Genomic DNA, 19,332 nt, shown 5'->3' with positions numbered 1-19,332 from the left:
GGCTGTTGTCAGACCTTGAGGGCGTCGTACGTCACTCCTGTGAGGCGTTCCGATTCCGCCCAGAGCCGTTCCCCCGCCGCGTCGTTGAGCGTCCACTTGGCGCGGCGGGACTTGGCGGGTGAGCCGCGCCAGTTGGCGAACGAGGGGCCAGTGAAGGAGTCGGGTTCGACGCCGGGTGCGGTGGCCGCGTACAGGATGGGCAGGGCGCCGGATTCGGCGGACTGGGCGAAGAAACGGTTGCCGGTCCGCATGAACAGTTCGGCGGCCTTGCGTCGCTCCATCCTGGGGCCCTTGGTCTGCAGGTTCGTGGCCGCGTAGCCGGGGTGGGCCGCGGCCGCGACGACGTCCGCGCCGGTGGCAGTGAGGCGGCGGGCGAGTTCGTGCGTGAAGAGCAGGTTGGCCGTCTTGGAGCGGGAGTAGGCGAGCCAACGGTTGTAGCGGCGCTCGCTGTTGAGATCGTTGATGTCGATGTTGGCCATCGAGTGCATGGTGCTGGACACGGTGACGATCCGCGCACCCGGGGCCTTCAGGAGCAGCGGCAGCAGGAGCCCGGTGAGCGCGAAGTGCCCGAGGTGGTTGACCCCGAACTGCGTCTCGAAGCCGTCCGCTGTGCGCCCGTGGGGCAGGGCCATCACACCCGCGTTGTTGATGAGCAGATCGAGCCGCTCGTGACCGAAGGATGCCGCGAACTCCCGTACGGATTCGAGGCGTCCGAGGTCGAGAGCCCTCAACTCGACCTGCGCATCAGGGATTTCGCTCTGGATCCGGTCACGAGCGCGGGCACCCCGCTCCTCGCTACGGCAGGCGAGCACCACGTGGGCCCCACGCCGGGCCAGCTCCCGCGAGGTGGCCAGCCCGAGCCCGCTGTTGGCACCGGTCACGACGGCAACACGCCCACCCTGGTCAGGGATGTCCTGCACACTCCAGCCGGCCATGACGGCTCCTTTTCACGGCGCCTTGAGGACCCTCTCAACTCCCTACGGGACGTACGGTTTCAGGTTAGCCGGGGTTCCGCTTTTCTTCAGGGGCTGGTTGGTGGCGAAGGGCTCACGCTGGGGCGAGTACTTCCTCCCAGATGCAGAGCCCGAGCCAGAAGTGGGGATGTCAGCTCCGGAGTCGATGCATCTCCCGTTCCGCGAACGCGCGGAAGCTGCGCGGCGGGCGGCCGGTGAGGCGCTGGACAGTGTCAGTGGTGCGGTCCTCGGCGCCTTCGGCGATGGCGTGGTCCATGCCGGCGAGCATCGCGGCGAATTCGGCCGGCATGTCGGCGGCCAGGCGGTCGCGCATCTGCTCGTAGGTCAGCCGGCGGTGGGTGGTGGTCCGGCCGGTGACCTGGGTGAGGATGGCGGCGATGTCGCCGTAGCTCAGCGCTTGTGGCCCGGTGATGATCAGGTCGGTGTTGGGGGCCTGCGTCCCGGTCAGTGCGCGCACGGCGACGGCGGCGATGTCGTCGGCGTCGACGAATCCGACGCGGCCGTCACCGGCTGCCGTTTGGATGGCCCCGCCCGCTTTGATGGTCCGGGCGTGCGTGTGGTTGCCGGTGAAGTTCTGCATGAACCACGAGGGCCGCAGGACCGCCCACTGATCGAACAGGCCGGGCAGGGCCTGGTGAACCTGTCCCACGGCAGGGCCTCCGGCGGGGATCGCCGACGAGCTGAGCAGGACAGCACGGTGGACGCCTGCGGTGCGGGCCTGCTGGAGGAAGGGCAGCATGACAGCTGCCGGGTCCGGAGAGCCGGGCGGTGGGACGAGGTAGACCCGGTCCACACCTTCGAGGGCGTATTCGAAGGACGCTGGGTCGTCCCAGTCGAACCGCACGGCACAGGCCCCGTCCACGGGGATGGCACGTCGGCTGGCAGCCTTGACAGGCCGGCCTCCGGCGGCCAGTCGGGCGGCGACGCGGCTGCCGGTGGTGCCGGTGGCCCCGACGACCAGGGTGAACTCCTGGGAGGCGTTCATGAGTTGCTCCCGATGAAGTTGGTGGCCAGGTCCTGGACGGCGAGCGGGTTCCAGTAGTCGCGGTAGCGGGTGATGAGGCCGTTCTTGACGGTGACAACGGCGATGTAGGACATGTCGAAGGGGCTGTCGGTGTGCACCAGACGGCCCACACCGCGCATCTCGACCACGATGGTCTCCGGGGTGAGGGTCTGGTGGATCTCGACGTAGGGGAAGCCATGCAGGTCTATGTGGTCGGGGTAGTCGCGCATGTACTCGGCGACGGCCGCCTTGCCCTCCAACCGCTTCGGCCGGCCTTCCGGCGCGAAGGGGAACTCGAAGATCCCGTTCTCGTCCCACAGGTCGACCCACGCGGGGATGTCCTTGTCCAGCAGTAGTTGCATGCCGTGGCGGTACAGGTCCACCGGTGCGGTGCTCGTGCTCATGGGTTCGCTCCATCCCGTACGATACGGACCGCGGGTCCGCTTCATGTTGGGCCCGACGATACGGACCCGCGGTCCGCTTTGCAAACGGAGGAACCGCATGCCCGAACGCAAACCACGCGCGGACGCAACTCGCAACCGGGAGGCCGTACTTGCGGCTGCCGACACACTCTTCGCCCGTTGCGGGAGCCCTGAGGCCGTCACCATGGCCGACATCGCGGCAGCAGCCGGCGTCGGCAAGGCAACGCTCTTCCGCGGCTTCGGTGACCGCACCGGACTGATCCACGCGCTGTACGAGATGCGGCTCGCCCCGATCAGGCTCGCCGTCGAAGAGGGGGCACCACCTCTGGGGCCGGCCACCCCGCCGGCCCAGCGCGTGCCCGCCCTCCTCGACGCCGTCCTGTGCTTCAAGATCGACAACCGCCACCTCGCCCTGGCCCTGGAGGGAACCGGCGGCGACAGCCCTTATACGGCAGAACACTACGAGCGGTGGCACAGCACGCTCCAGGCCGCACTGGAGCAGGTGCCCGGACTCACTGACAGCAATTTCACCGCGCATGCTCTGCTTGCTGCCACCCGCGCCGACCTCGTCGAACACCTCGTCGGCCAACAGCGGATGACTCGTGAGCAGATGCGTTCTCACCTGGCGGCCTTCACCGCCAGAGTCCTGGGCTCCCGTACGCCGTGGGCGGGCTGAACGCGATCTCGGCGCGCCCGTCCCCGCCCGGCGGTGGTTGGCCTCCGGGCGTCTCATGGACGGCGGTCCGCGGGTACTGCAGTGTGGTTTCGTGATCAGGATGGTGTTGCCTTCCCGGAGGTTGAACGCCAGGTCGGATTCCCGCCAGCCCCGGGCGCTGGTGCGAGCAATGCTCGGTGTCATGAACCGACTTGAAGGAAACGTGGCCTTGATCACGGGCGGAAGCAGGGGTATCGGTGCCGCTGTTGCGTTACGACTGGCCGAAGAAGGCGCCGACGTCGTCCTGACCTATGCGAACAGCGCGGAACTCGCCACCGAGGTGGTGGAGCAGATCAAGACCAGAGGGCGCCGGGCCCTTGCCATCCAAGCCGACAGCGCAGTCCCTGAGGCACTCACCGCCGCGGTGGACGAGGCCGCCGCGATGTTCGGCAGGCTCGACATCCTCGTCAACAACGCCGGCATCTTCCTCGTCGGCCCACTTGAAGACCTGGGGTCGGCAGAGATCGATCGCACTCTGGCGGTGAACGTCCGGGCGCCGTTCGCAGCCTCTCAGGCGGCAGTGCGCCATATGGACCAGGGCGGTCGCATCATCAGCATCGGCAGCAATGTCGCCGAGCGTGCGGTCTTCCCCGGCCTGGCGTTGTACTCGATGAGCAAGACGGCTCTGACCGGGATGACGAAGGGCCTGGCCCGAGAGCTCGGCCCGCGTGGAGTCACCGTCAATCTGGTGCATCCCGGCCCCACCGACACGGACACCAACCCCGCCGACGGGCCGAACGCCGAGATGATCGCCGGCTTCACCGCTGTTGGGCGCTACGCGCAAGCGGCCGAGATCGCGGCCACCGTCGCCCATCTGGCCAGTGCGGACGGTGCGTACATCACCGGAGCCTCGATCCATGTCGACGGCGGCTTCACCGCCTGACACGCGAGCTCGATTTCGCAGTCAAGCTGAGAGCCCGGCCCGCGAGAGGGACGGCCTCAGCCTGATCATCGGGGGTTGTGTGCACTCCTGAAGATCATGTGGTGGCCGCGGGCCAGGCGTGTCCTCCGGCGGGCGACCACCTTCAGCGGGAAGAGGACGGACTCCGGCGAGGCACCGAGTCGTACGAGTACGTCTTCCGGTGCGAGGTCCTCGCAGAAGATGAGGCTCTACACCTCGCGATACGCCTCGAACACCCAGCGGAGTCCGTCGGTCATTCCGTCATCCTGTCAGGCGACCACAGGTCAGCGCGTGGTACGGCGCTTGCGGGCCGCCAGCAGGACGCCGCCCCCGGCGAGCAGGACGGCCGCGCCGCCGCCCGCGAGGTAGGGGGTCGCGCTGCTGCCGCCCGTCTCGGCCAGGTCGGTGCCCTGGTCGCCCGCGGTGTCGTCCGTGCCGTTGGACTCGTCGGCTCCGGCACTCTCGTCCTCGTCGCCGGTGTTTGTGTCCTCGGCCGGGACGAAGTCCGCGGGCGGCTGGTCGCAGCCGACGCCGTCCTTGTCGCGGTCGAGGTGGTCGCCGTAGTGCTCGTTGCCCTCGAGGATGTTGGAGTACCCGTTCTCGTACGCCTCGGTGCAGTTCTTGAACGGGTGATTGCCGTCATGGGCCTCGGCGGTGGCCGGCAGGGCGGCCAGCGCCAGGGCTGCGACGGCAACGGCGGCAGGTCTGCGGAACAGGTTCATGGAGAGCCCCCAGATATGTGCGGATATCCGTACGCGTGATCACGAAGTGGCGATCGAGCGGATTTGAGGTGATCAACGTATTGAGGGGCTGCCGGTGTGGAGGCGATATGAAGGACCCGTGATGCGAACGTGACGTGACTGGAAGGTAACTCTCCGCTCATGGGGCAGGGATTTGTAAACCTGGAGGTGTGCCGAACACGGCCGCGCTCAGCCCGGGAATCAGCCGGAGAACCTTCTCGCCAGGTCCCGGTGCCACTGCGCGGCCCCAGTCGCCTGGTCGCCGGTGATGATCGCGCCGGGCATACGGCTCAGGCGTTCGACCTGGTCGGCGAAGCGCAGATGCTCCCGGTGGGCGTGTTCCCGGCAGGCCAGGCAGGTGACGCGTTCCGGGTGGGGAGAGGTCATCGCGTACGGCACCCGGCGTGCGCAACCGGTGGTGACGGCGCTCGGCGCGTCGGGCACGCGGCCAAGCGTCGACGCGATCGTGTTGCGGTAGGCGGCGCCGGCCTGCACCACCTTCTCCTCGACGTGGATGTGCGGATCGGTCTCGCTCATGTACGTCTCCACCTCCGCTTCCGAGTCGTCGGGCGCCACGCTACGACGTCAGGCGGGCAGAGCCGGTGCCTCGCGGCGACGGGGGCCGGGCTTCGCTGCCGGCGGCTCATGCGACTGCGCGGACGGAAGGCGGATCACCGCGTCCAGGCCGCCGGTGGCCGCGGCGTGCAGGGTTGCCTCGCCGCCGCTCGCGTGGGCGAGGCGTTGGACCAGGGAGAGGCCGAGGCCGGTGCCGCCCTTGGGGGCGCCGGGGGCGCGCCAGAACCGGTCGAAGGCTCGGCTTCGCTGTTCGGGGCTCATGCCGGGGCCCTCGTCCGTGACGTGCAGGTCGACCCACGACGCGCGGCTGTCGCGGAGGTGGTGGAGATGGTGCAGGGGATGCCGGCGGGTGGGTGCCGAGAGGCGGAGCTCCATCGACACGGTGCTGCCGGGCGGTGAGGCCCGCAGGGCGTTGGAGAGCAGGTTGTCCAGGATCTGCTCCACCGCTCCCGGGATCGCGAGCACCTTGCCCACGCTGCCGGCGAACAGGACGAGCGAGACACCGTGCCGCTCGAACAACGGCGCCCACGTCCGGTGCCGTTCCGCGCAGATCTCGCCCACGTCGACCGGGCCCGGAGCCGCCGCGCTGTCCTCGAGGCGGGCCATCGCCAGCAGCCCCTCGACCATCCGCGACAGCCGGTCCGTCTCGGTGACCGCGGCGGCGAGACTGCCTCGCGCGCGCTGGGAGGTGTCCGGCTCCAGGTTCTCCAGCCGCAGCCGCAGGGCCGCGAGCGGGGTCTTCAGCTGGTGCGAGGCCTCGCCGGCGAAGGCGCGTTGCGAGGCCAGGAGGTGTTCGAGGCGGGCGGCGGTCCGGTTGAAGGCCGCCGCCAGGCTGCGTATTTCCGGCGGGCCGGAGGTGACCGCCACCGCAGTCGCCTGGCCGCCGTCTGCCAGCTGGTGCGTGGCCTCCTCGAGTTCGCGGATGGGACGCCCGGCCCACCGAGCGAACGCGAAGGCCAGCGCGGCGACGGCGGTCAGGGCCGAGCATCCGGTGAACGCCAGCAACAGCCACACCCGGCCGACCCGCTCGGCGACCATGTCCGTGGGCAGCGTGATCCGCACCGCGCCCTGCGCCCGCTCGTCGCCCGCTGCCCCCTGCACGCCGGACGCGAGGACCGGGGCGGCGACGGACAGGTAGTGCACGCCGCCGATCGTGGACGTACGGACATCGCTGGTGGCGGTGCCGTCGAGTGCGGCGGCCACTTCTGTACGCGACGACAGTTCGCGTTCCTCCGCGTCGGACAACGGATGCGAGGTGGCCAGCAGTTCGCCGTCCGCGCCGACGATGGCCACCTGTCCGCCGATACGTTCGGCACACTGGACGACCCGCTCGGCGAGCTCACCCTCCCGCCCCGCCGAGAGGGAAAGGCCGGCGAACGCGGCCACCGACTCGGCCTCGTCGACCGCGGAGTTGACGATCCGCTCCCGTTCGGCCCGCGAGTAGACGATCCCCAGCGGGATCTCCAGGCACAGCAGGACGAAGGCGGCGAGGCTCAGGTAGGTCAGCAGCAGACGGCGGGTCATGACACCGTTGCCTCCTCGGGGGTGTCCGGTGCGTCGCCCTGGCCGTCGCGCTCCCGGCCGGTCCGCTGCCCCGGGGTGCGTACGGCGAGCCGGAACCCCACCCCGCGCAGTGTCTGGATCCATGCCGGGTCGCCGAGCTTGCGGCGCAGCGTGGCGACATGCACATCAAGGGTCTTGGTGGGGCCCTGATAGTGCGTGTCCCAGACCCGGTTGAGGATCTGCTGCCGCGAGTACACCGCGCCGGGATCCTCGGCGAGCAGCGCCAGCAGCTCGAACTCCTTGGGCGTGAGCGGCACCGGGCCGTCGCCCACCCAGACCTGCCGCGTCCGCCGGTCCACCACGAGCGGTCCGGGCGGCGGGGCGTCGCCCGCCGGCTCGCCGGGTTCGGGCGGGGACTGCTCGTACCTGGGCGGTTCGTAGGCCCCCGGATCGTACGCGGCGGGGACGGCAGGTTCGTACGCGTTCGGATCGTACGTCGCCGGCTGGGGGGCGTACGGATCAGAAATGTACGTACCCGCTGCCGGGCCAACGTACGTACCAGAAGCGGGAGTTGCGTCGCCCGGCGCCCCCGTGCGGTGCAGCCGTCGCGTCACGGCGCGGATGCGGGCGACGAGTTCGCGGATGCTGAACGGTTTCGCCAGGTAGTCGTCCGCGCCGAGCTCCAGGCCCAGCACGCGGTCGGCCTCCTCGCCGCGCGCGCTGAGGATGATGATGGGTACGTCGGAGGTCTGGCGGATGCCGCGGCAGACGTCGATGCCGTCCAGGTCGGGCAGGCCCAGGTCAAGCAGGACGACATCGCCGTGCGGCCCTCTCAGCCCGTCTGCGCCGGTGGCGACATGGCTGACCGTCAGCCCGAAGTGGCGCAGCCCCTCGGTCAGCGGTTCGGCGATCGTCTCGTCGTCCTCGATGAGCAGCACTCGTACGCCCATGCGTCCTGTTCTCTCCATGAAACATGAAACCCGGACAACACGAATCCCGTGCTGTGAGGTCGCCACGCTACAAGAGGTCTCATGCACGTGTCCCATGAATGCGGGGTTTGTGAAAAGGCGCTCAGTAAGCGCTTGTATCTGTCCGATTCGACTGGTTCCGGCGGCTTCGATGGGGCGCCTGGATGAAATATGTGGCAAACCTGGTGTCGCCTTAGTGTCCCCTTAACCTTTCTCTGGCCAGGCCTGTCCTACGGTTCATAAGGCCAGGTCAGAACAGGTTTCAGGAGGCAATATGAAGGCATTGCTGGATCGCGCCCGGTCGTTCAAACGTCGGGTCGACTTCGAGAGCGGTGAATACCGGAAGCTGGCCGAGGGGCAATTCCCGGAAGCACTGTTCATCACCTGCTCGGACTCGCGGGTGATACCCGCTCTGATCACGGGCGCAAGGCCCGGCGAGATATTCGAGCTGCGCAATGCGGGCAATATCGTGCCGCCGCACGATGAGCACGGAGCGGCCTCCGGCGAGGCCGCCACCATCGAGTACGCACTGGAGGTGCTCGGCGTTCAGGACGTCGTGGTGTGTGGCCATTCCCACTGCGGCGCCATGGGGGCGCTGAAGCACGGCGCGGATCTGTCCGGGCTGCCGCGGGTGGACGCCTGGCTCGACCTCGCCCGGCCGGGGCTCACCTCGCTGCTCGGGGACGCCGTCGAGCCCGAGGACCCGGCTCTGCGGGAGGTCGTCCAGATGAACGTGCGCAACCAGCTGGCCGCGCTGCGTGAGTACCCGACGGCCCGTCAACTCCTGGACTCCGGGCGGCTTCGGCTGCACGGCTGGTACTACGAGATCGACACCGGCCAGGTCCATGAACTGGAAGAGGACGGCCTGTTCCGGGTGCACGCGTCATGAGCGGGCAGCATGCGCGGCGGGCGCGCGGACGCGGTACGGGATCGTCGGCGGCTTCGTCGACGCTCACCATGGAGACCACGAGCAGTCAGAGCCCTCAGAACCCTCCGGGGGCCCGAAGTACCGAGGAGGGGTCTGCCGGTCCTCCGACGTCCCCGAGCTTGCGCAAGGGACGCGACTCAGGCGGTGGCGGTGGCGGTGGCGGTGGCGTGGACTTCGCCACCGAGATCACCGCCTCGCTCGTCGTGTTCCTCGTCGCGTTGCCGCTGTGCATCGGGGTGGCCGTGGCGTCCGGTGTGCCCCCCGAGCTGGGGATCATCTCCGGCGTCATCGGCGGACTGGTGGTCGGGGCGGCCCGGGGCAGCACGCTCCAGGTCAGCGGACCGGCCGCGGGGCTCGCGGCGCTGGTCGCGGAGACGGTGATGGAGTTCGGCGTCGCCATGCTCGGCGTGATCGTTCTCTTCTCCGGCATCCTGCAGATCGTGCTGGGGATGGTCCGGCTGGGCCGTATGTTCCAGGCGATCTCGCTGGCGGTCGTGCAGGGGATGCTGGCCGGGATCGGACTGCCTCTGATGTTCAGCCAGGCCTACCCGATGGCCGACGCCAAGGCCCCCGGCATGCCGATCGAGAACATCGTCGGTGTTCCCGGGCTGGTCGTGGACACCCTGGCGAACCCGCAGGCGGTGATCGCGGCGCTGCTCGGCATCGTGACGATCGTGCTCAGCTTCGTGTGGAAGAAGATGCCGGGACCGGTGAAGAAGGTCCCGGCGGCGCTCGTGGCCGTGGGCATCGGTATCGGGGTGGCCTCACTGCCGGGCGTGAACGTGAAGACGCTCCAGGTGGGCAACCTGCTGGCTTCCGTCCAGGTGCCGGGGCCGGAGCAGTTCGCGGGCCTGGCCAACGCCGGGATCATCACCGCGATCCTCACGTTCACGGTCATCGCCTCGGCGGAGAGCCTGTTCACCGCGGCGGCCGTGGACCGGATGCACAACGGCCCGCGCACCCGCTACAACACCGAACTCATCGCCCAGGGCGCCGGGAACACGGTGGCCGGTGTCCTCGGAGCGCTGCCCATCACGGCGGTCGTGGCCCGTAGCTCGGCCAATGTGCAGGCCGGGGCCAAAACCCGGCTCTCCCGTACGCTGCACGGCTTGTGGCTGCTCGCCTTCGCGCTGCTGCTGCCGCAGGTGCTCGCGCTGATCCCGATCTCGGTGCTCGCGGGTGTCCTCGTCCACAGCGGGTGGAAGCTGTTCGCGCCCGAGGAGTTTCCGAAGATGTGGCGGCAGGACCGGGGCGAGTTCGCGGTGATGACCACCACGACGCTGGTCATCGTCGCCACGGCGCTGCTGGAGGGCGTACTGATCGGCCTCGCGGCCGGTGTGATCCTGGCGGCGCTGCGGATGTCCCAGACGGTCGTCCGGCAGCACATCGACAACGACACGGCGAAGGTCGTCATGGCGGGCAACGCCACGTTCCTGCGCCTGCCGCGCCTGATCGACGCCCTCGAGTCCGCCGCGGCCTCCGGAAAGCCCCGCATCCGCCTCGACCTCACGGGCGTGACCCACCTGGACCACGCCTGCCGCAGCCAGATCGACGAGTTCGTCGCTCAGCAGCGGGGTGCGGGATTGCGTGTGGAGCTGCTCATGCCGGGGCCTGCGGTGACGGGGGCGGCGGCGAAGGTGCCGCCGTCGCCGGAGCCGGACGTGGCGTCGGCCGCTGGGGCATCGCCCTCGGCATCCGCGCCGGGGCCGGAGTCGGAAAGGGAGCGGGTTCTGGCTTCGGTCCCTGCTGCCGCGCCTGCCTTCGGCGGGACGGCGGACCGGCGGTGGGAAGAGACCTCGGCCCCGACCGGGGCGCCAAGCCCGACCTGGGAGAAGGATATGAACCAGGCGTGGGAGGCGACTGCGCCCGTAGGCCGGGCAGGCCAGGATGCCGCGCTCGACGGGGGAGCGAACCGGGCGTGGGATCCGGACTCTTCCATCGGCTCCGCTTGGGAAACGGGCGCGTCCACGGGCTCGGCTTGGGACGCCACCGCCACCCCCGACCGGGGAATGAGTCCGGCTCCGGACAGCGGGACCGCGACTTGGGACCCCGACCAGGCCTGGGACACCGACGCGTCATGGAACACCGATCGCTCCTGGACCACGGCCCACGTCCCGGAGTCCGACCCGCACAGGGATCCGCCCCATGACCGGGCCACCGCCGACCGTTCTGCCGATCCGGCTCCCGTCCCCGGCCCGACGGCCGAGTGGTTCTACCTGGACACGGAGCCCATGCCGGGCACATCCCCGCCGCCCGTCATGCCCCTGTTCCGGCGCGGCCGGTCGACGAGCGACCGGGCCTGAGGCAGGAGACGGTCGATTCCTGCTCCCGGCCGGTCCTTTGGCCCTGGTCCTCGCAAGCGAAAGGGGCGGCGCCTCCGCACAGGCGCCGCCCCTTCCCTTTCGCGCACCGGAGCCGCCATCGCGTCGGTGAGGGTCGGGGTGACCGACGACGGCTCCGGAGTCCGGGACAGGATCAGCGGTGGTCGCTGCCCTTCGACGAGGATGCCGCGCGGCCGGCCTCCAGGCGGGCCACGGGGATCCGGAACGGCGAGCAGGATACGTAGTCGAGACCCACCTCGTGGAAGAAGTGGACCGACTCCGGGTCGCCGCCGTGCTCACCGCACACGCCGAGTTTCAGATCGGGGCGGGTGGCGCGGCCGGCCTCGGCGGCGAGCTTCACCAGGGAGCCCACGCCGTCCTTGTCGATCGTCTCGAACGGGGAGACGCCGAAGATGCCCTTCTCCAGGTACGCCGTGAAGAACGAGGCCTCCACGTCGTCGCGGCTGAAGCCCCACACCGTCTGGGTCAGGTCGTTCGTGCCGAAGCTGAAGAACTCCGCCGCCTCCGCGATCTGGCCAGCCGTCAGCGCGGCCCGCGGCAGTTCGATCATCGTGCCGATCGCCAGCTTCAGTTCCGTGCCCGTCGCCGCCTCGACCTCCGCGACGACCTGGTCGGCCTCCTCACGGACGATCTCCAGCTCCTGGACCGTGCCGACCAGCGGGATCATGATCTCGGCCCGCGGGTCGCCCTTCGCCGACTTCCGCTCCGCCGCGGCCTCGGCGATCGCCCGTACCTGCATGGTGAACAGGCCGGGGATGACCAGGCCGAGGCGCACGCCGCGCAGACCCAGCATCGGGTTCTGCTCGTGCAGGCGGTGCACCGCCTGGAGGAGGCGGAGTTCGTTCTCGTGGGGCTCCTGGCGGGACTCGGCCAGGGCGACCCGGACCGAGAGCTCTGTGATGTCGGGCAGGAACTCGTGCAGCGGCGGGTCGAGGAGACGGATCGTCACCGGCAGGCCGTCCATCGCCGAGAACAGCTCCATGAAGTCCTGCTTCTGGAGCGGGAGCAGCTCCTTCAGCGACTCCTCGCGCTCGGCCTCCGTGTCGGCCAGGATGAGGCGCTCGACCAGCTCACGACGGTCACCGAGGAACATGTGCTCCGTGCGGCACAGGCCGATGCCCTGCGCTCCGAAACGACGGGCGCGCAGCGCGTCCTCGGCGTTGTCCGCGTTGGCGCGCACCCGCAGGCGACGCTTGCGGTCGGCGAACGCCATGATCCGGTGTACGGCCTCGACCAGTTCGTCGGCGTCCTGGGCGCCGGCGTGCATCCGGCCCTCGAAGTACTCCACGACCGGGGACGGGACCACGGGCACCTCACCGAGGTACACCTTGCCGCTCGACCCGTCGATGGAGATGAGGTCGCCCTCCTCCACCACACTCCCGCCCGGCACCGTCATCCGGCGCCGCTTGGTGTCGACCTCCAGCTCCTCGGCACCGCACACACAGGTCTTGCCCATGCCGCGCGCCACGACTGCCGCATGCGAGGTCTTGCCGCCGCGCGAGGTCAGGATGCCCTCCGCCGCGATCATGCCGTCCAGGTCGTCCGGGTTCGTCTCGCGGCGGACCAGGATCACCTTCTCGCCCGAACGCGACCACTTCACCGCCGTGTACGAGTCGAAGACCGCCTTGCCGACCGCCGCACCCGGCGACGCCGCGATGCCCCGACCGACCGTCTCGACCTTCGTGTCCTCGTCGAAGCGCGGGAACATCAGCTGCGCCAACTGGGCACCCGTCACACGCTGCAGCGCCTCGGCCTCGTCGATCAGTCCCTGGTCCACCAGCTGGGTCGCGATGCGGAAGGCCGCGCCCGCCGTCCGCTTGCCGACACGCGTCTGGAGCATCCACAACTGGCCGCGCTCGATGGTGAATTCGATGTCGCAGAGATCCTTGTAGTGGTTCTCCAGGGTCTCCATGATCTGCATCAGCTGGTCGTACGACTTCTTGTCGATCTTCTCCAGATCGGCGAGCGGGACCGTGTTGCGGATGCCGGCCACCACGTCCTCGCCCTGCGCGTTCTGCAGGTAGTCGCCGTACACGCCCTGGTGGCCGCTGGCGGGGTCGCGGGTGAAGGCCACGCCCGTACCCGAGTCCGGGCCGAGGTTGCCGAAGACCATCGAGCAGACGTTGACGGCCGTACCGAGGTCGTGCGGGATGCGTTCCTGGCGGCGGTAGAGCTTCGCGCGGTCGGTGTTCCACGAGTCGAAGACCGCGTGGATGGCGAGGTCCATCTGCTCGCGCGGGTCCTGCGGAAAGTCGCGCCCGGCCTCCGTCTTGACGATCTTCTTGAACTTGGTGACGAGCTTCTTCAGGTCGGCCGCTTCCAGCTCGGTGTCGACCGTGACCTTCTTGGCCGCCTTCGCCGAGTCCAGCGCGTCCTCGAAGAGTTCGCCGTCGACGCCGAGGACGGTCTTGCCGAACATCTGGATGAGCCGGCGGTACGAGTCCCAGGCGAAGCGCTCGTCACCGGCCTGCTTGGCCAGGCCCTGGACCGACTTGTCGGAGAGCCCGATGTTCAGGACGGTGTCCATCATGCCCGGCATGGAGAACTTCGCCCCTGAACGGACCGATACCAGCAGGGGGTTATCGGCCTGCCCGAGCTTCTTGCCCATCTGCTCTTCGAGGGCGTCGAGGTGCGCACTGACCTCGTCACGCAGTGCCGCGGGCTCCGCACCACTTTCGAGGTACGTCTTGCACGCCTCGGTTGTGATCGTGAAGCCCGGCGGGACGGGGAGCCCCAGGTTGGTCATCTCGGCGAGGTTCGCACCTTTGCCACCGAGGAGGTCCTTGAGGTCCTTGTTGCCCTCGGTGAAGTCGTAAACAAACTTCGCTCCGCCGACAACACTGTCGCCGCTACCAGTTACGTGGGGATCTTTGTTTTCCGACACGGATCTCGACTCCTCGAGGACGCGCTGGCTGCCCTGACGGCGAGGAACATACCCAGATCGAAGGTACCTCGGTACGTCCACTTGCGCGTCATGCGGCCGTAACCGCTCGTCCGCCAACAGATCGCAAGTCAAGACCTGGCAATGAGTCGGAAGTTGTTGTTTTCACTTCCCGAACGAGTCAACGCCCGTAGACCCGTCAATGCGCTCACATGAGCGGCACTCCAAACGTATGAGTTCGAGTCGTGAACGATCAAAGGGTGGCACTGAGTGCCACCCCTTGGAGAAGTGCAATTGCTCAAGATCCGCTCATCTGAGCGCAACCCTTATCAAGGGTGGCAAGAATCACGCCGATGAGAGCGGCCAGATTTCACCATGCGGACGCGTACGCGGACCGTAACCCCGATGTCACACACCGATCCGACCCATACGGCCACCCGCGCCGACCCGCACCCCGGCAACTCACACGCCCATCGCCAGCAGTCGCTCCTCGGCCCGCTCCGGCGCGTACAGGTGCTCCACCACCAGCAGCCCTGCCCCCACCAGGCCCGCCCGTTCCCCGAGCCGTGAGGTGACCACGTCCAGGTGGGCAGTGGAGCGGGGCAGGGCGCGCTGGTAGAGCAGCTCGCGTATGCCCGTGAGGAACGGAGTTCCGGCCAGATCCCCGGCGATCATCAGCACCCCGGGGTTGAGCAGCGTCACCACGGTCGCCAGTACGTCACCGACCAGCCGCCCGGCGTCCCGCGCGAGCGCCGCCGCCCCCGGGTGCCCGGCCGTCAGCAGATCCCGCACATCTGAGCCGGAGGAAGCCGGCACCCCGGTCTCCCCGAGCCGCCGCGCCACGGCGCCGCCACTGGCGACGGCGGCGAGACAGCCGTACGAACCGCACTTGCACAAGGCGTCGGCGCCCTCCGGGACCCGTATGTGCCCGATGTCCCCGGCGCCTCCGTCGATGCCCCGGTAGATCGCGCCGCCGACGACGACGCCCGCGCCGATGCCGGTGGAGACCTTGATCAGGACGAAGGCCGAGCAGTCCGGGTAGGCGGTGCGCTGTTCGCCGTACGCCATGAGGTTGGCGTCGTTGTCCACCAGCACGGGGACGGATTCGGCGCCCGTGTGCTCGGCGAAGGAGCGGGCCAGTCGGGTCCTTATGTCGTAGCCGTCCCAGCCGGGCATGATCGGCGGCTGGACGACGCGGCCGGTGTCGCTGTCGACCGGCCCCGGCACGGAGAGCCCGATCCCGCACACCTCCCGCGCCCGGTGCCCCGCCTTCTCCAGCAGCTCGCCGAACCAGCGGCCGAGTTCGCCGAGCACCACGTCCGGGCCGTCCTCGATGAGCAGCGACCCCGTGTGCTCGGCCAGCAGCTCGCCGGTGAGCGAGAGGACCGCGGCACGCGCATGCCGGGTGTCGAGGTCGGCAGCGAGGACGACGGCATGTGAGTCGTCGAACTCAAGTCGGACCGAAGGACGGCCACCGAGCGGCGAGTCCACCGGGCCCGCGGCACCCTCGCGCAGCCAGCCCGCCCTGAAGAGCCGGTCGAGGCGCTGGCCCACCGTGGCCCGGGACAGGCCCGTGACCTGCTGCAAGGCACCGCGCGTGGTGGCCCGCCCGCTGCGCACCAGCGCCAGCAGCTCGCCGGCGCTCGCTTGGCTGCCCGCCCTGCCGGCCCGTCCTGCCATACCGGTCCTCCCGGTGTTCCCGGTCATGCACACCCTCTTGCGTTCCTCAACTCTGCATTACATATTGAGTTTTGCGTGTTAAATAGACGTAACCCTACGGCAGCACCAACCCAACCGGCCCGGACATACGTCTTCGTGGAGACCCGAGTGGACCGCTCGACCCAGCTCACAGCCCGCCGCACCGGACCCCCGGATCCCGTACGCACCTCGGCCTCACCCTCATTTTCCGGCCACGGTGAGATCGGCCATTCCGGGACGGCCGTATACGATCCGGGCCTCGCCGCGCGCTCGCTGCACCTGAGGGCCGCCCGGGTGCTGCACGGCAACTGGACGGGCACGTCAACGGTGCCCTCGCGCGGCCTGTATCCCCACCAGTGGTCCTGGGACTCGGCGTTCATCGCGATCGGGCTGCGCCATCTGTCGCCGCTCAGGGCACAGGTCGAGCTGGAGACGCTACTGGACGCGCAGTGGGGCGACGGCCGGATTCCGCACATCGTCTTCAACCCCTCCGTCCCGCTGGATGCGTACTTCCCGAGCCCCGACTTCTGGCGCTCCTCCACCGCGGGACGCGCCGCGGGCGCCCCGCGCACCGTACAGACGTCGGGCATCGTGCAGCCACCGGTGCACGCGCTCGCCGCCTGGCTGGTGCATGTTGCCGACCCGGGCCTGTCACGGGCCCGCGGCTTCCTTTCCCGCCTCTATCCGCAGCTCGCGGCCTGGCACCGCTATCTGCTGCACCGCCGGGACCTGGGCGGCGGGGGCCTGGCCTCCGTGGTCCACCCGTGGGAACAGGGCATGGACAACGCCCCGGCCTGGGACGCCCCGCTCAGCCGCGTCACGCCTGCCCCGCCCCGCACCTTCCGCCGCGCCGACCTGGACCACGGGGCCGCCTCGGACCGGCCTACGGACCTGGACTACGGGCGGTATGTGGCGCTGGCGAGCGACTACCGGGACCGTGGATATGCCGATGGGGCAGAACAAGGGGCGGCCCGCAGGGCCTCGTTTGAGGGTGGTGGTGGGAGACGGGCGGGCCACTTCGCGGTCGAGGACCCGGCGTTCAACGCGCTCCTGATCGCCTCCGAGTACGCGCTGGCCCGGATCGCCCGCGAGCTGGGCGCCACGGCCACGGCCCGCCGCGCGCGAGCGGAGCGGCTGACGGCGGCGCTGGTGGATCGGCTGTGGGACCCGGCGCAGGGGATGTTCTTCTGCCGGGACGTACTGACCGGGGAGCTCATCCCCGAGCGCGGCGTGGCCGGACTCGTCCCACTGCTCCTGCCCGCCCTGCCCCATGACATCGCCGACAGCCTCGTACAGACGATGCGCGGTCCGCACTTCGGGCTCGGCGGCGCAACCCGGCTCGTACCGAGTTACGACCTGACGGGCGAGGCCTTCGATCCGCACCGGTACTGGCGGGGCCCGGCCTGGTTCAACACCAACTGGATGCTGGAGCGGGGCCTCAGGCTGCACGGGGAGCAGGCCCTCGCGGACGGCCTGCGGAGCGCGCTGCTCGGCACGGCGGGCGCGTCCGGATTCGCGGAGTACGTGACCCCGTACACCGGCGAGGCCTGCGGAGCGCCCGGCTTCAGCTGGACCGCCGCGCTGACGCTCGACCTGCTGCACGACCACGACCACGACCACCAGCACGAGCCGCCCGGCCCGGCATACAACACGGCACAGGGCGCGGTGCGCGCAAGCGAAGAGATCGGCAAGGGTGCCAAGGGAGGGAACCAGGTATGACGGACCGGCAGCATCTGCTTGTGCACGGTGGGACTTTCGCGGCCGTGGGCGACGGTGGGGACATCAGCGGAGTGCGCGGCAGCGGCTCCCCGGACGGGCTGTTCGTACGAGACGCCCGGCATCTGAGCCGCTGGCAGCTCACCGTCGACGGCGCGGTGCCCGAGTTGCTGTCTCCGGTCGCGGACGGCGACGCGGCGCGCTGCGTTCTCGTACCGCGCGGTGGCCGCCAGGAGCCGCCCGCGTACACGCTCTTCCGTGAACAGGCCGTCGCCGACGGCGCGTTCGTCGAGGCGCTGCGCGTCACCAGCAACCGCCCGGTGCCGACGACGGTCCGGATCGCGGTCACCGCGGACGCCGACTTCTCGGACCAGTTCGAGCTGCGCTCCGACCACCGTACGTACGCCAAGATCGGCGCCGTCCGCTCCCGCGAAATCCTGGACGACGGCGTGGAGTTCAGCTACCGGCGCGGTGAGTGGCGTTCTTCGACGACGGTCACCGCCGAGCCCGCGCCGGAAGGCGTCGAGGAGACGGGGACGGGCGCCCGTCGCCTGGTCTGGGCCCTCGACCTGGAACCGCACGGTTCCGCAGAGCTGGCCCTCCGGGTCGCGGCCCGCCCGCACGGCACACCGCACCCGGAGGTGCCGGCCTCCCCGTCCGTCGCGAACGAGCAACTTCGCGCGCTGGAGGCCGAGTTCACCGAGGGTGTGCCCTTCCCGACGGGCTGGCCGGAGCTGGCCGCGGCCTGCGCGCGGGGCCTCGCCGACCTGGCCGTCCTCCAGGTTCCGGCAACGGGACCCGACGGAGAGGAACTTCGCGTCCCGGCGGCCGGAGTCCCCTGGTTCCTGACGCTGCTCGGCCGGGACGCGCTCCTCACCTCCCTCTTCGCGCTCCCTTACCGCCCCCAGCTCGCCGCCGCCACCCTGCCCGCGCTCGCCGCCGCGCAGGCGACCGCGACCGGCACCGGGGCGGTGGCCCAGCCGGGCAAGATCGTGCACGAGGTACGGCACGGGGAGCTGGCGCACTTCGGACAGGTGCCGTACGGGCGTTACTACGGCTCGGTCGACGCCACGCCGCTGTTCCTGGTGCTGCTCGGCGCGTACGTCGAGCAGACCGGCGATGTCGCCACGGCCCGTCGCCTCGAGCCGCACGCCCGCGCGGCGATCGGCTGGATGCTGGACCACGGCGGACTCACCTCGCGCGGCTACCTCGTCTACCGCGCCGACGAGGGCGGTCTCGCCAACCAGAACTGGAAGGACTCCCCCGGCGCCATCTGCTCCGCCGACGGCAGCCGCGCCACCGGGCCGGTGATGGCTGCGGGTGCGCAGGGGTACGCGTACGACGCCCTGCGCCGTACCGCGCATCTGTCGCGCACGGTGTGGCAGGACGAGGTGTACGCGGCGTTGCTGGAGCAGGCGGCGGGCGACCTCCGTGATCGCTTCCAGCGGGACTTCTGGATGCCTGAACGCGCCTTTCCCGCACTGGCGTTGGACGGTGACGGCAACCAGGTGGACGCACTCGCCTCCGACGCCGGGCATCTGCTGTGGTCGGGGCTGTTGGACAAGGAGTACGGGGAGTTGGTGGGGCGGCGGTTGCTGGAGCCGGACTTCTTCTCCGGGTGGGGCGTACGGACGGTGGCCTCCGGCCAGGCTGCGTACCATCCGCTGTCGTATCACCGGGGGTCTGTGTGGCCGCATGACAACGCGTTGATCGCGTTGGGGTTGGCGCGGTACGGGCTCCATGACGAGGCCCGGACGGTCGCGCATGCGCTGGTGGACGCGGCGACGGCCGCGGGTCATCGTCTGCCGGAGGTCCTTGCGGGCTACAGCCGCGACAGTCACGGGGAGCCGGTGCCCTATCCGCATGCGTGCGTGCGGGAATCCCGGTCGGCGGCGGCTCCATTGGCGTTGCTGACGGCTGTTGGGGGCGCTTGAGAGCTCGGGGCCATATGTCGGTTCGCGAGTG

Annotated in this window: 15 protein-coding genes; 6 read left to right on the top strand and 9 right to left on the bottom strand. The window is 69.8% G+C overall.

All coding sequences use genetic code 11. The features are described 5' to 3' along the window. Positions 1-8: 8 nt before the first annotated feature. The 3 genes from ACFYO0_RS07370 to ACFYO0_RS07360 all read right to left on the bottom strand — a co-directional run bounded on the left by ACFYO0_RS07370 (position 9) and on the right by ACFYO0_RS07360 (position 2,381). A complete protein-coding gene (locus ACFYO0_RS07370; RefSeq protein ID WP_388672028.1) occupies positions 9-935 on the bottom strand; it encodes an oxidoreductase in 927 nt (308 codons plus the stop codon). A gap of 169 nt (positions 936-1,104) precedes the next feature. Beyond that, positions 1,105-1,959 (bottom strand): NAD(P)H-binding protein, encoded by an 855-nt coding sequence (locus ACFYO0_RS07365; protein WP_388672025.1) that lies wholly within the window; start codon positions 1,957-1,959, stop codon positions 1,105-1,107. Next, a complete protein-coding gene (locus ACFYO0_RS07360) occupies positions 1,956-2,381 on the bottom strand; it encodes a nuclear transport factor 2 family protein (protein ID WP_388672022.1) in 426 nt (141 codons plus the stop codon). Before ACFYO0_RS07360 ends, ACFYO0_RS07365 begins: the two co-directional genes overlap by 4 nt. Before the next feature lie 97 nt (positions 2,382-2,478). Between ACFYO0_RS07360 and ACFYO0_RS07355 the strand changes: the two genes are divergently transcribed. Continuing rightward, on the top strand, positions 2,479-3,075 hold the full coding sequence (locus tag ACFYO0_RS07355; RefSeq protein ID WP_388672019.1) for a TetR/AcrR family transcriptional regulator: 597 nt from the start codon (positions 2,479-2,481) through the stop codon (positions 3,073-3,075). Between the two features lie 181 nt (positions 3,076-3,256). After that, a complete protein-coding gene (locus tag ACFYO0_RS07350) occupies positions 3,257-3,997 on the top strand; it encodes an SDR family NAD(P)-dependent oxidoreductase (RefSeq protein ID WP_388672016.1) in 741 nt (246 codons plus the stop codon). Positions 3,998-4,299: 302 nt separating this feature from the next. Here ACFYO0_RS07350 and ACFYO0_RS07345 read toward each other — a convergent pair whose 3' ends face one another. The 4 genes from ACFYO0_RS07345 to ACFYO0_RS07330 form a co-directional block, all read right to left on the bottom strand. Next, positions 4,300-4,737, bottom strand: a complete 438-nt coding sequence (locus ACFYO0_RS07345) for an LAETG motif-containing sortase-dependent surface protein (RefSeq protein WP_388672013.1) — start codon at positions 4,735-4,737, stop codon at positions 4,300-4,302. A gap of 219 nt (positions 4,738-4,956) precedes the next feature. After that, positions 4,957-5,292: a hypothetical protein gene (locus ACFYO0_RS07340; RefSeq protein WP_388672010.1), complete on the bottom strand. Its 336-nt coding sequence runs from the start codon at positions 5,290-5,292 to the stop codon at positions 4,957-4,959. 48 nt (positions 5,293-5,340) lie between these two features. Then, positions 5,341-6,855: a sensor histidine kinase gene (locus tag ACFYO0_RS07335; protein WP_388672007.1), complete on the bottom strand. Its 1,515-nt coding sequence runs from the start codon at positions 6,853-6,855 to the stop codon at positions 5,341-5,343. Next, positions 6,852-7,784, bottom strand: a complete 933-nt coding sequence (locus ACFYO0_RS07330; protein ID WP_388672004.1) for a winged helix-turn-helix domain-containing protein — start codon at positions 7,782-7,784, stop codon at positions 6,852-6,854. Before ACFYO0_RS07330 ends, ACFYO0_RS07335 begins: the two co-directional genes overlap by 4 nt. 292 nt (positions 7,785-8,076) lie before the next feature. Between ACFYO0_RS07330 and ACFYO0_RS07325 the strand changes: the two genes are divergently transcribed. Beyond that, positions 8,077-8,691, top strand: a complete 615-nt coding sequence (locus tag ACFYO0_RS07325; RefSeq protein WP_388672001.1) for a carbonic anhydrase — start codon at positions 8,077-8,079, stop codon at positions 8,689-8,691. 68 nt (positions 8,692-8,759) lie between these two features. Further along, positions 8,760-11,033 (top strand): SulP family inorganic anion transporter, encoded by a 2,274-nt coding sequence (locus ACFYO0_RS07320; RefSeq protein WP_388672754.1) that lies wholly within the window; start codon positions 8,760-8,762, stop codon positions 11,031-11,033. Between the two features lie 172 nt (positions 11,034-11,205). On the opposite strand, the gene ppdK is transcribed toward ACFYO0_RS07320, so the two are convergent. Both ppdK and ACFYO0_RS07310 read right to left on the bottom strand, forming a co-directional pair. After that, positions 11,206-13,956, bottom strand: coding sequence for a pyruvate, phosphate dikinase (gene ppdK / locus ACFYO0_RS07315; RefSeq protein WP_388671997.1), 2,751 nt, complete (start codon positions 13,954-13,956; stop codon positions 11,206-11,208). Between the two features lie 459 nt (positions 13,957-14,415). Beyond that, the gene (locus tag ACFYO0_RS07310; protein ID WP_388671994.1) at positions 14,416-15,633 is read right to left on the bottom strand and encodes an ROK family protein; all 1,218 of its coding nucleotides are present in this window, start codon (positions 15,631-15,633) and stop codon (positions 14,416-14,418) included. 147 nt (positions 15,634-15,780) lie between these two features. Between ACFYO0_RS07310 and ACFYO0_RS07305 the strand changes: the two genes are divergently transcribed. Beyond that, complete coding sequence (locus ACFYO0_RS07305) at positions 15,781-17,370, top strand: trehalase family glycosidase (RefSeq protein WP_388671991.1); 1,590 nt, start codon at positions 15,781-15,783, stop codon at positions 17,368-17,370. After that, complete coding sequence (locus tag ACFYO0_RS07300; protein ID WP_388671988.1) at positions 17,367-19,301, top strand: glycogen debranching N-terminal domain-containing protein; 1,935 nt, start codon at positions 17,367-17,369, stop codon at positions 19,299-19,301. The genes ACFYO0_RS07305 and ACFYO0_RS07300 overlap by 4 nt, the downstream gene beginning before the upstream one ends. Positions 19,302-19,332 lie beyond the last annotated feature (31 nt).

Source organism: Streptomyces sp. NPDC006365 (assembly GCF_042870755.1).
GTDB classification, from domain to species: domain Bacteria; phylum Actinomycetota; class Actinomycetes; order Streptomycetales; family Streptomycetaceae; genus Streptomyces; species Streptomyces xiangluensis.
The sequence above is the reverse complement of the archived record's forward strand: the minus strand, read 5'-3'. Positions and strand labels throughout refer to the sequence as shown.

Excerpts from the sequence above, each read along its gene's own strand:
- ACFYO0_RS07330 (WP_388672004.1), bottom strand. The coding sequence starts at position 7,784 with ATGGGCGTACGAGTGCTGCTCATCGAGGACGACGAGACGATCGCCGAA.
- ACFYO0_RS07345 (WP_388672013.1), bottom strand. The coding sequence starts at position 4,737 with ATGAACCTGTTCCGCAGACCTGCCGCCGTTGCCGTCGCAGCCCTGGCG.
- ACFYO0_RS07310 (WP_388671994.1), bottom strand. The coding sequence starts at position 15,633 with ATGGCAGGACGGGCCGGCAGGGCGGGCAGCCAAGCGAGCGCCGGCGAG.
- ACFYO0_RS07370 (WP_388672028.1), bottom strand. The coding sequence starts at position 935 with ATGGCCGGCTGGAGTGTGCAGGACATCCCTGACCAGGGTGGGCGTGTT.
- ACFYO0_RS07340 (WP_388672010.1), bottom strand. The coding sequence starts at position 5,292 with ATGAGCGAGACCGATCCGCACATCCACGTCGAGGAGAAGGTGGTGCAG.
- ACFYO0_RS07325 (WP_388672001.1), top strand. The coding sequence starts at position 8,077 with ATGAAGGCATTGCTGGATCGCGCCCGGTCGTTCAAACGTCGGGTCGAC.
- ACFYO0_RS07360 (WP_388672022.1), bottom strand. The coding sequence starts at position 2,381 with ATGAGCACGAGCACCGCACCGGTGGACCTGTACCGCCACGGCATGCAA.
- ACFYO0_RS07355 (WP_388672019.1), top strand. The coding sequence starts at position 2,479 with ATGCCCGAACGCAAACCACGCGCGGACGCAACTCGCAACCGGGAGGCC.
- ACFYO0_RS07320 (WP_388672754.1), top strand. The coding sequence starts at position 8,760 with ATGGAGACCACGAGCAGTCAGAGCCCTCAGAACCCTCCGGGGGCCCGA.
- ACFYO0_RS07300 (WP_388671988.1), top strand. The coding sequence starts at position 17,367 with ATGACGGACCGGCAGCATCTGCTTGTGCACGGTGGGACTTTCGCGGCC.
- ACFYO0_RS07365 (WP_388672025.1), bottom strand. The coding sequence starts at position 1,959 with ATGAACGCCTCCCAGGAGTTCACCCTGGTCGTCGGGGCCACCGGCACC.
- ACFYO0_RS07335 (WP_388672007.1), bottom strand. The coding sequence starts at position 6,855 with ATGACCCGCCGTCTGCTGCTGACCTACCTGAGCCTCGCCGCCTTCGTC.
- ACFYO0_RS07350 (WP_388672016.1), top strand. The coding sequence starts at position 3,257 with ATGAACCGACTTGAAGGAAACGTGGCCTTGATCACGGGCGGAAGCAGG.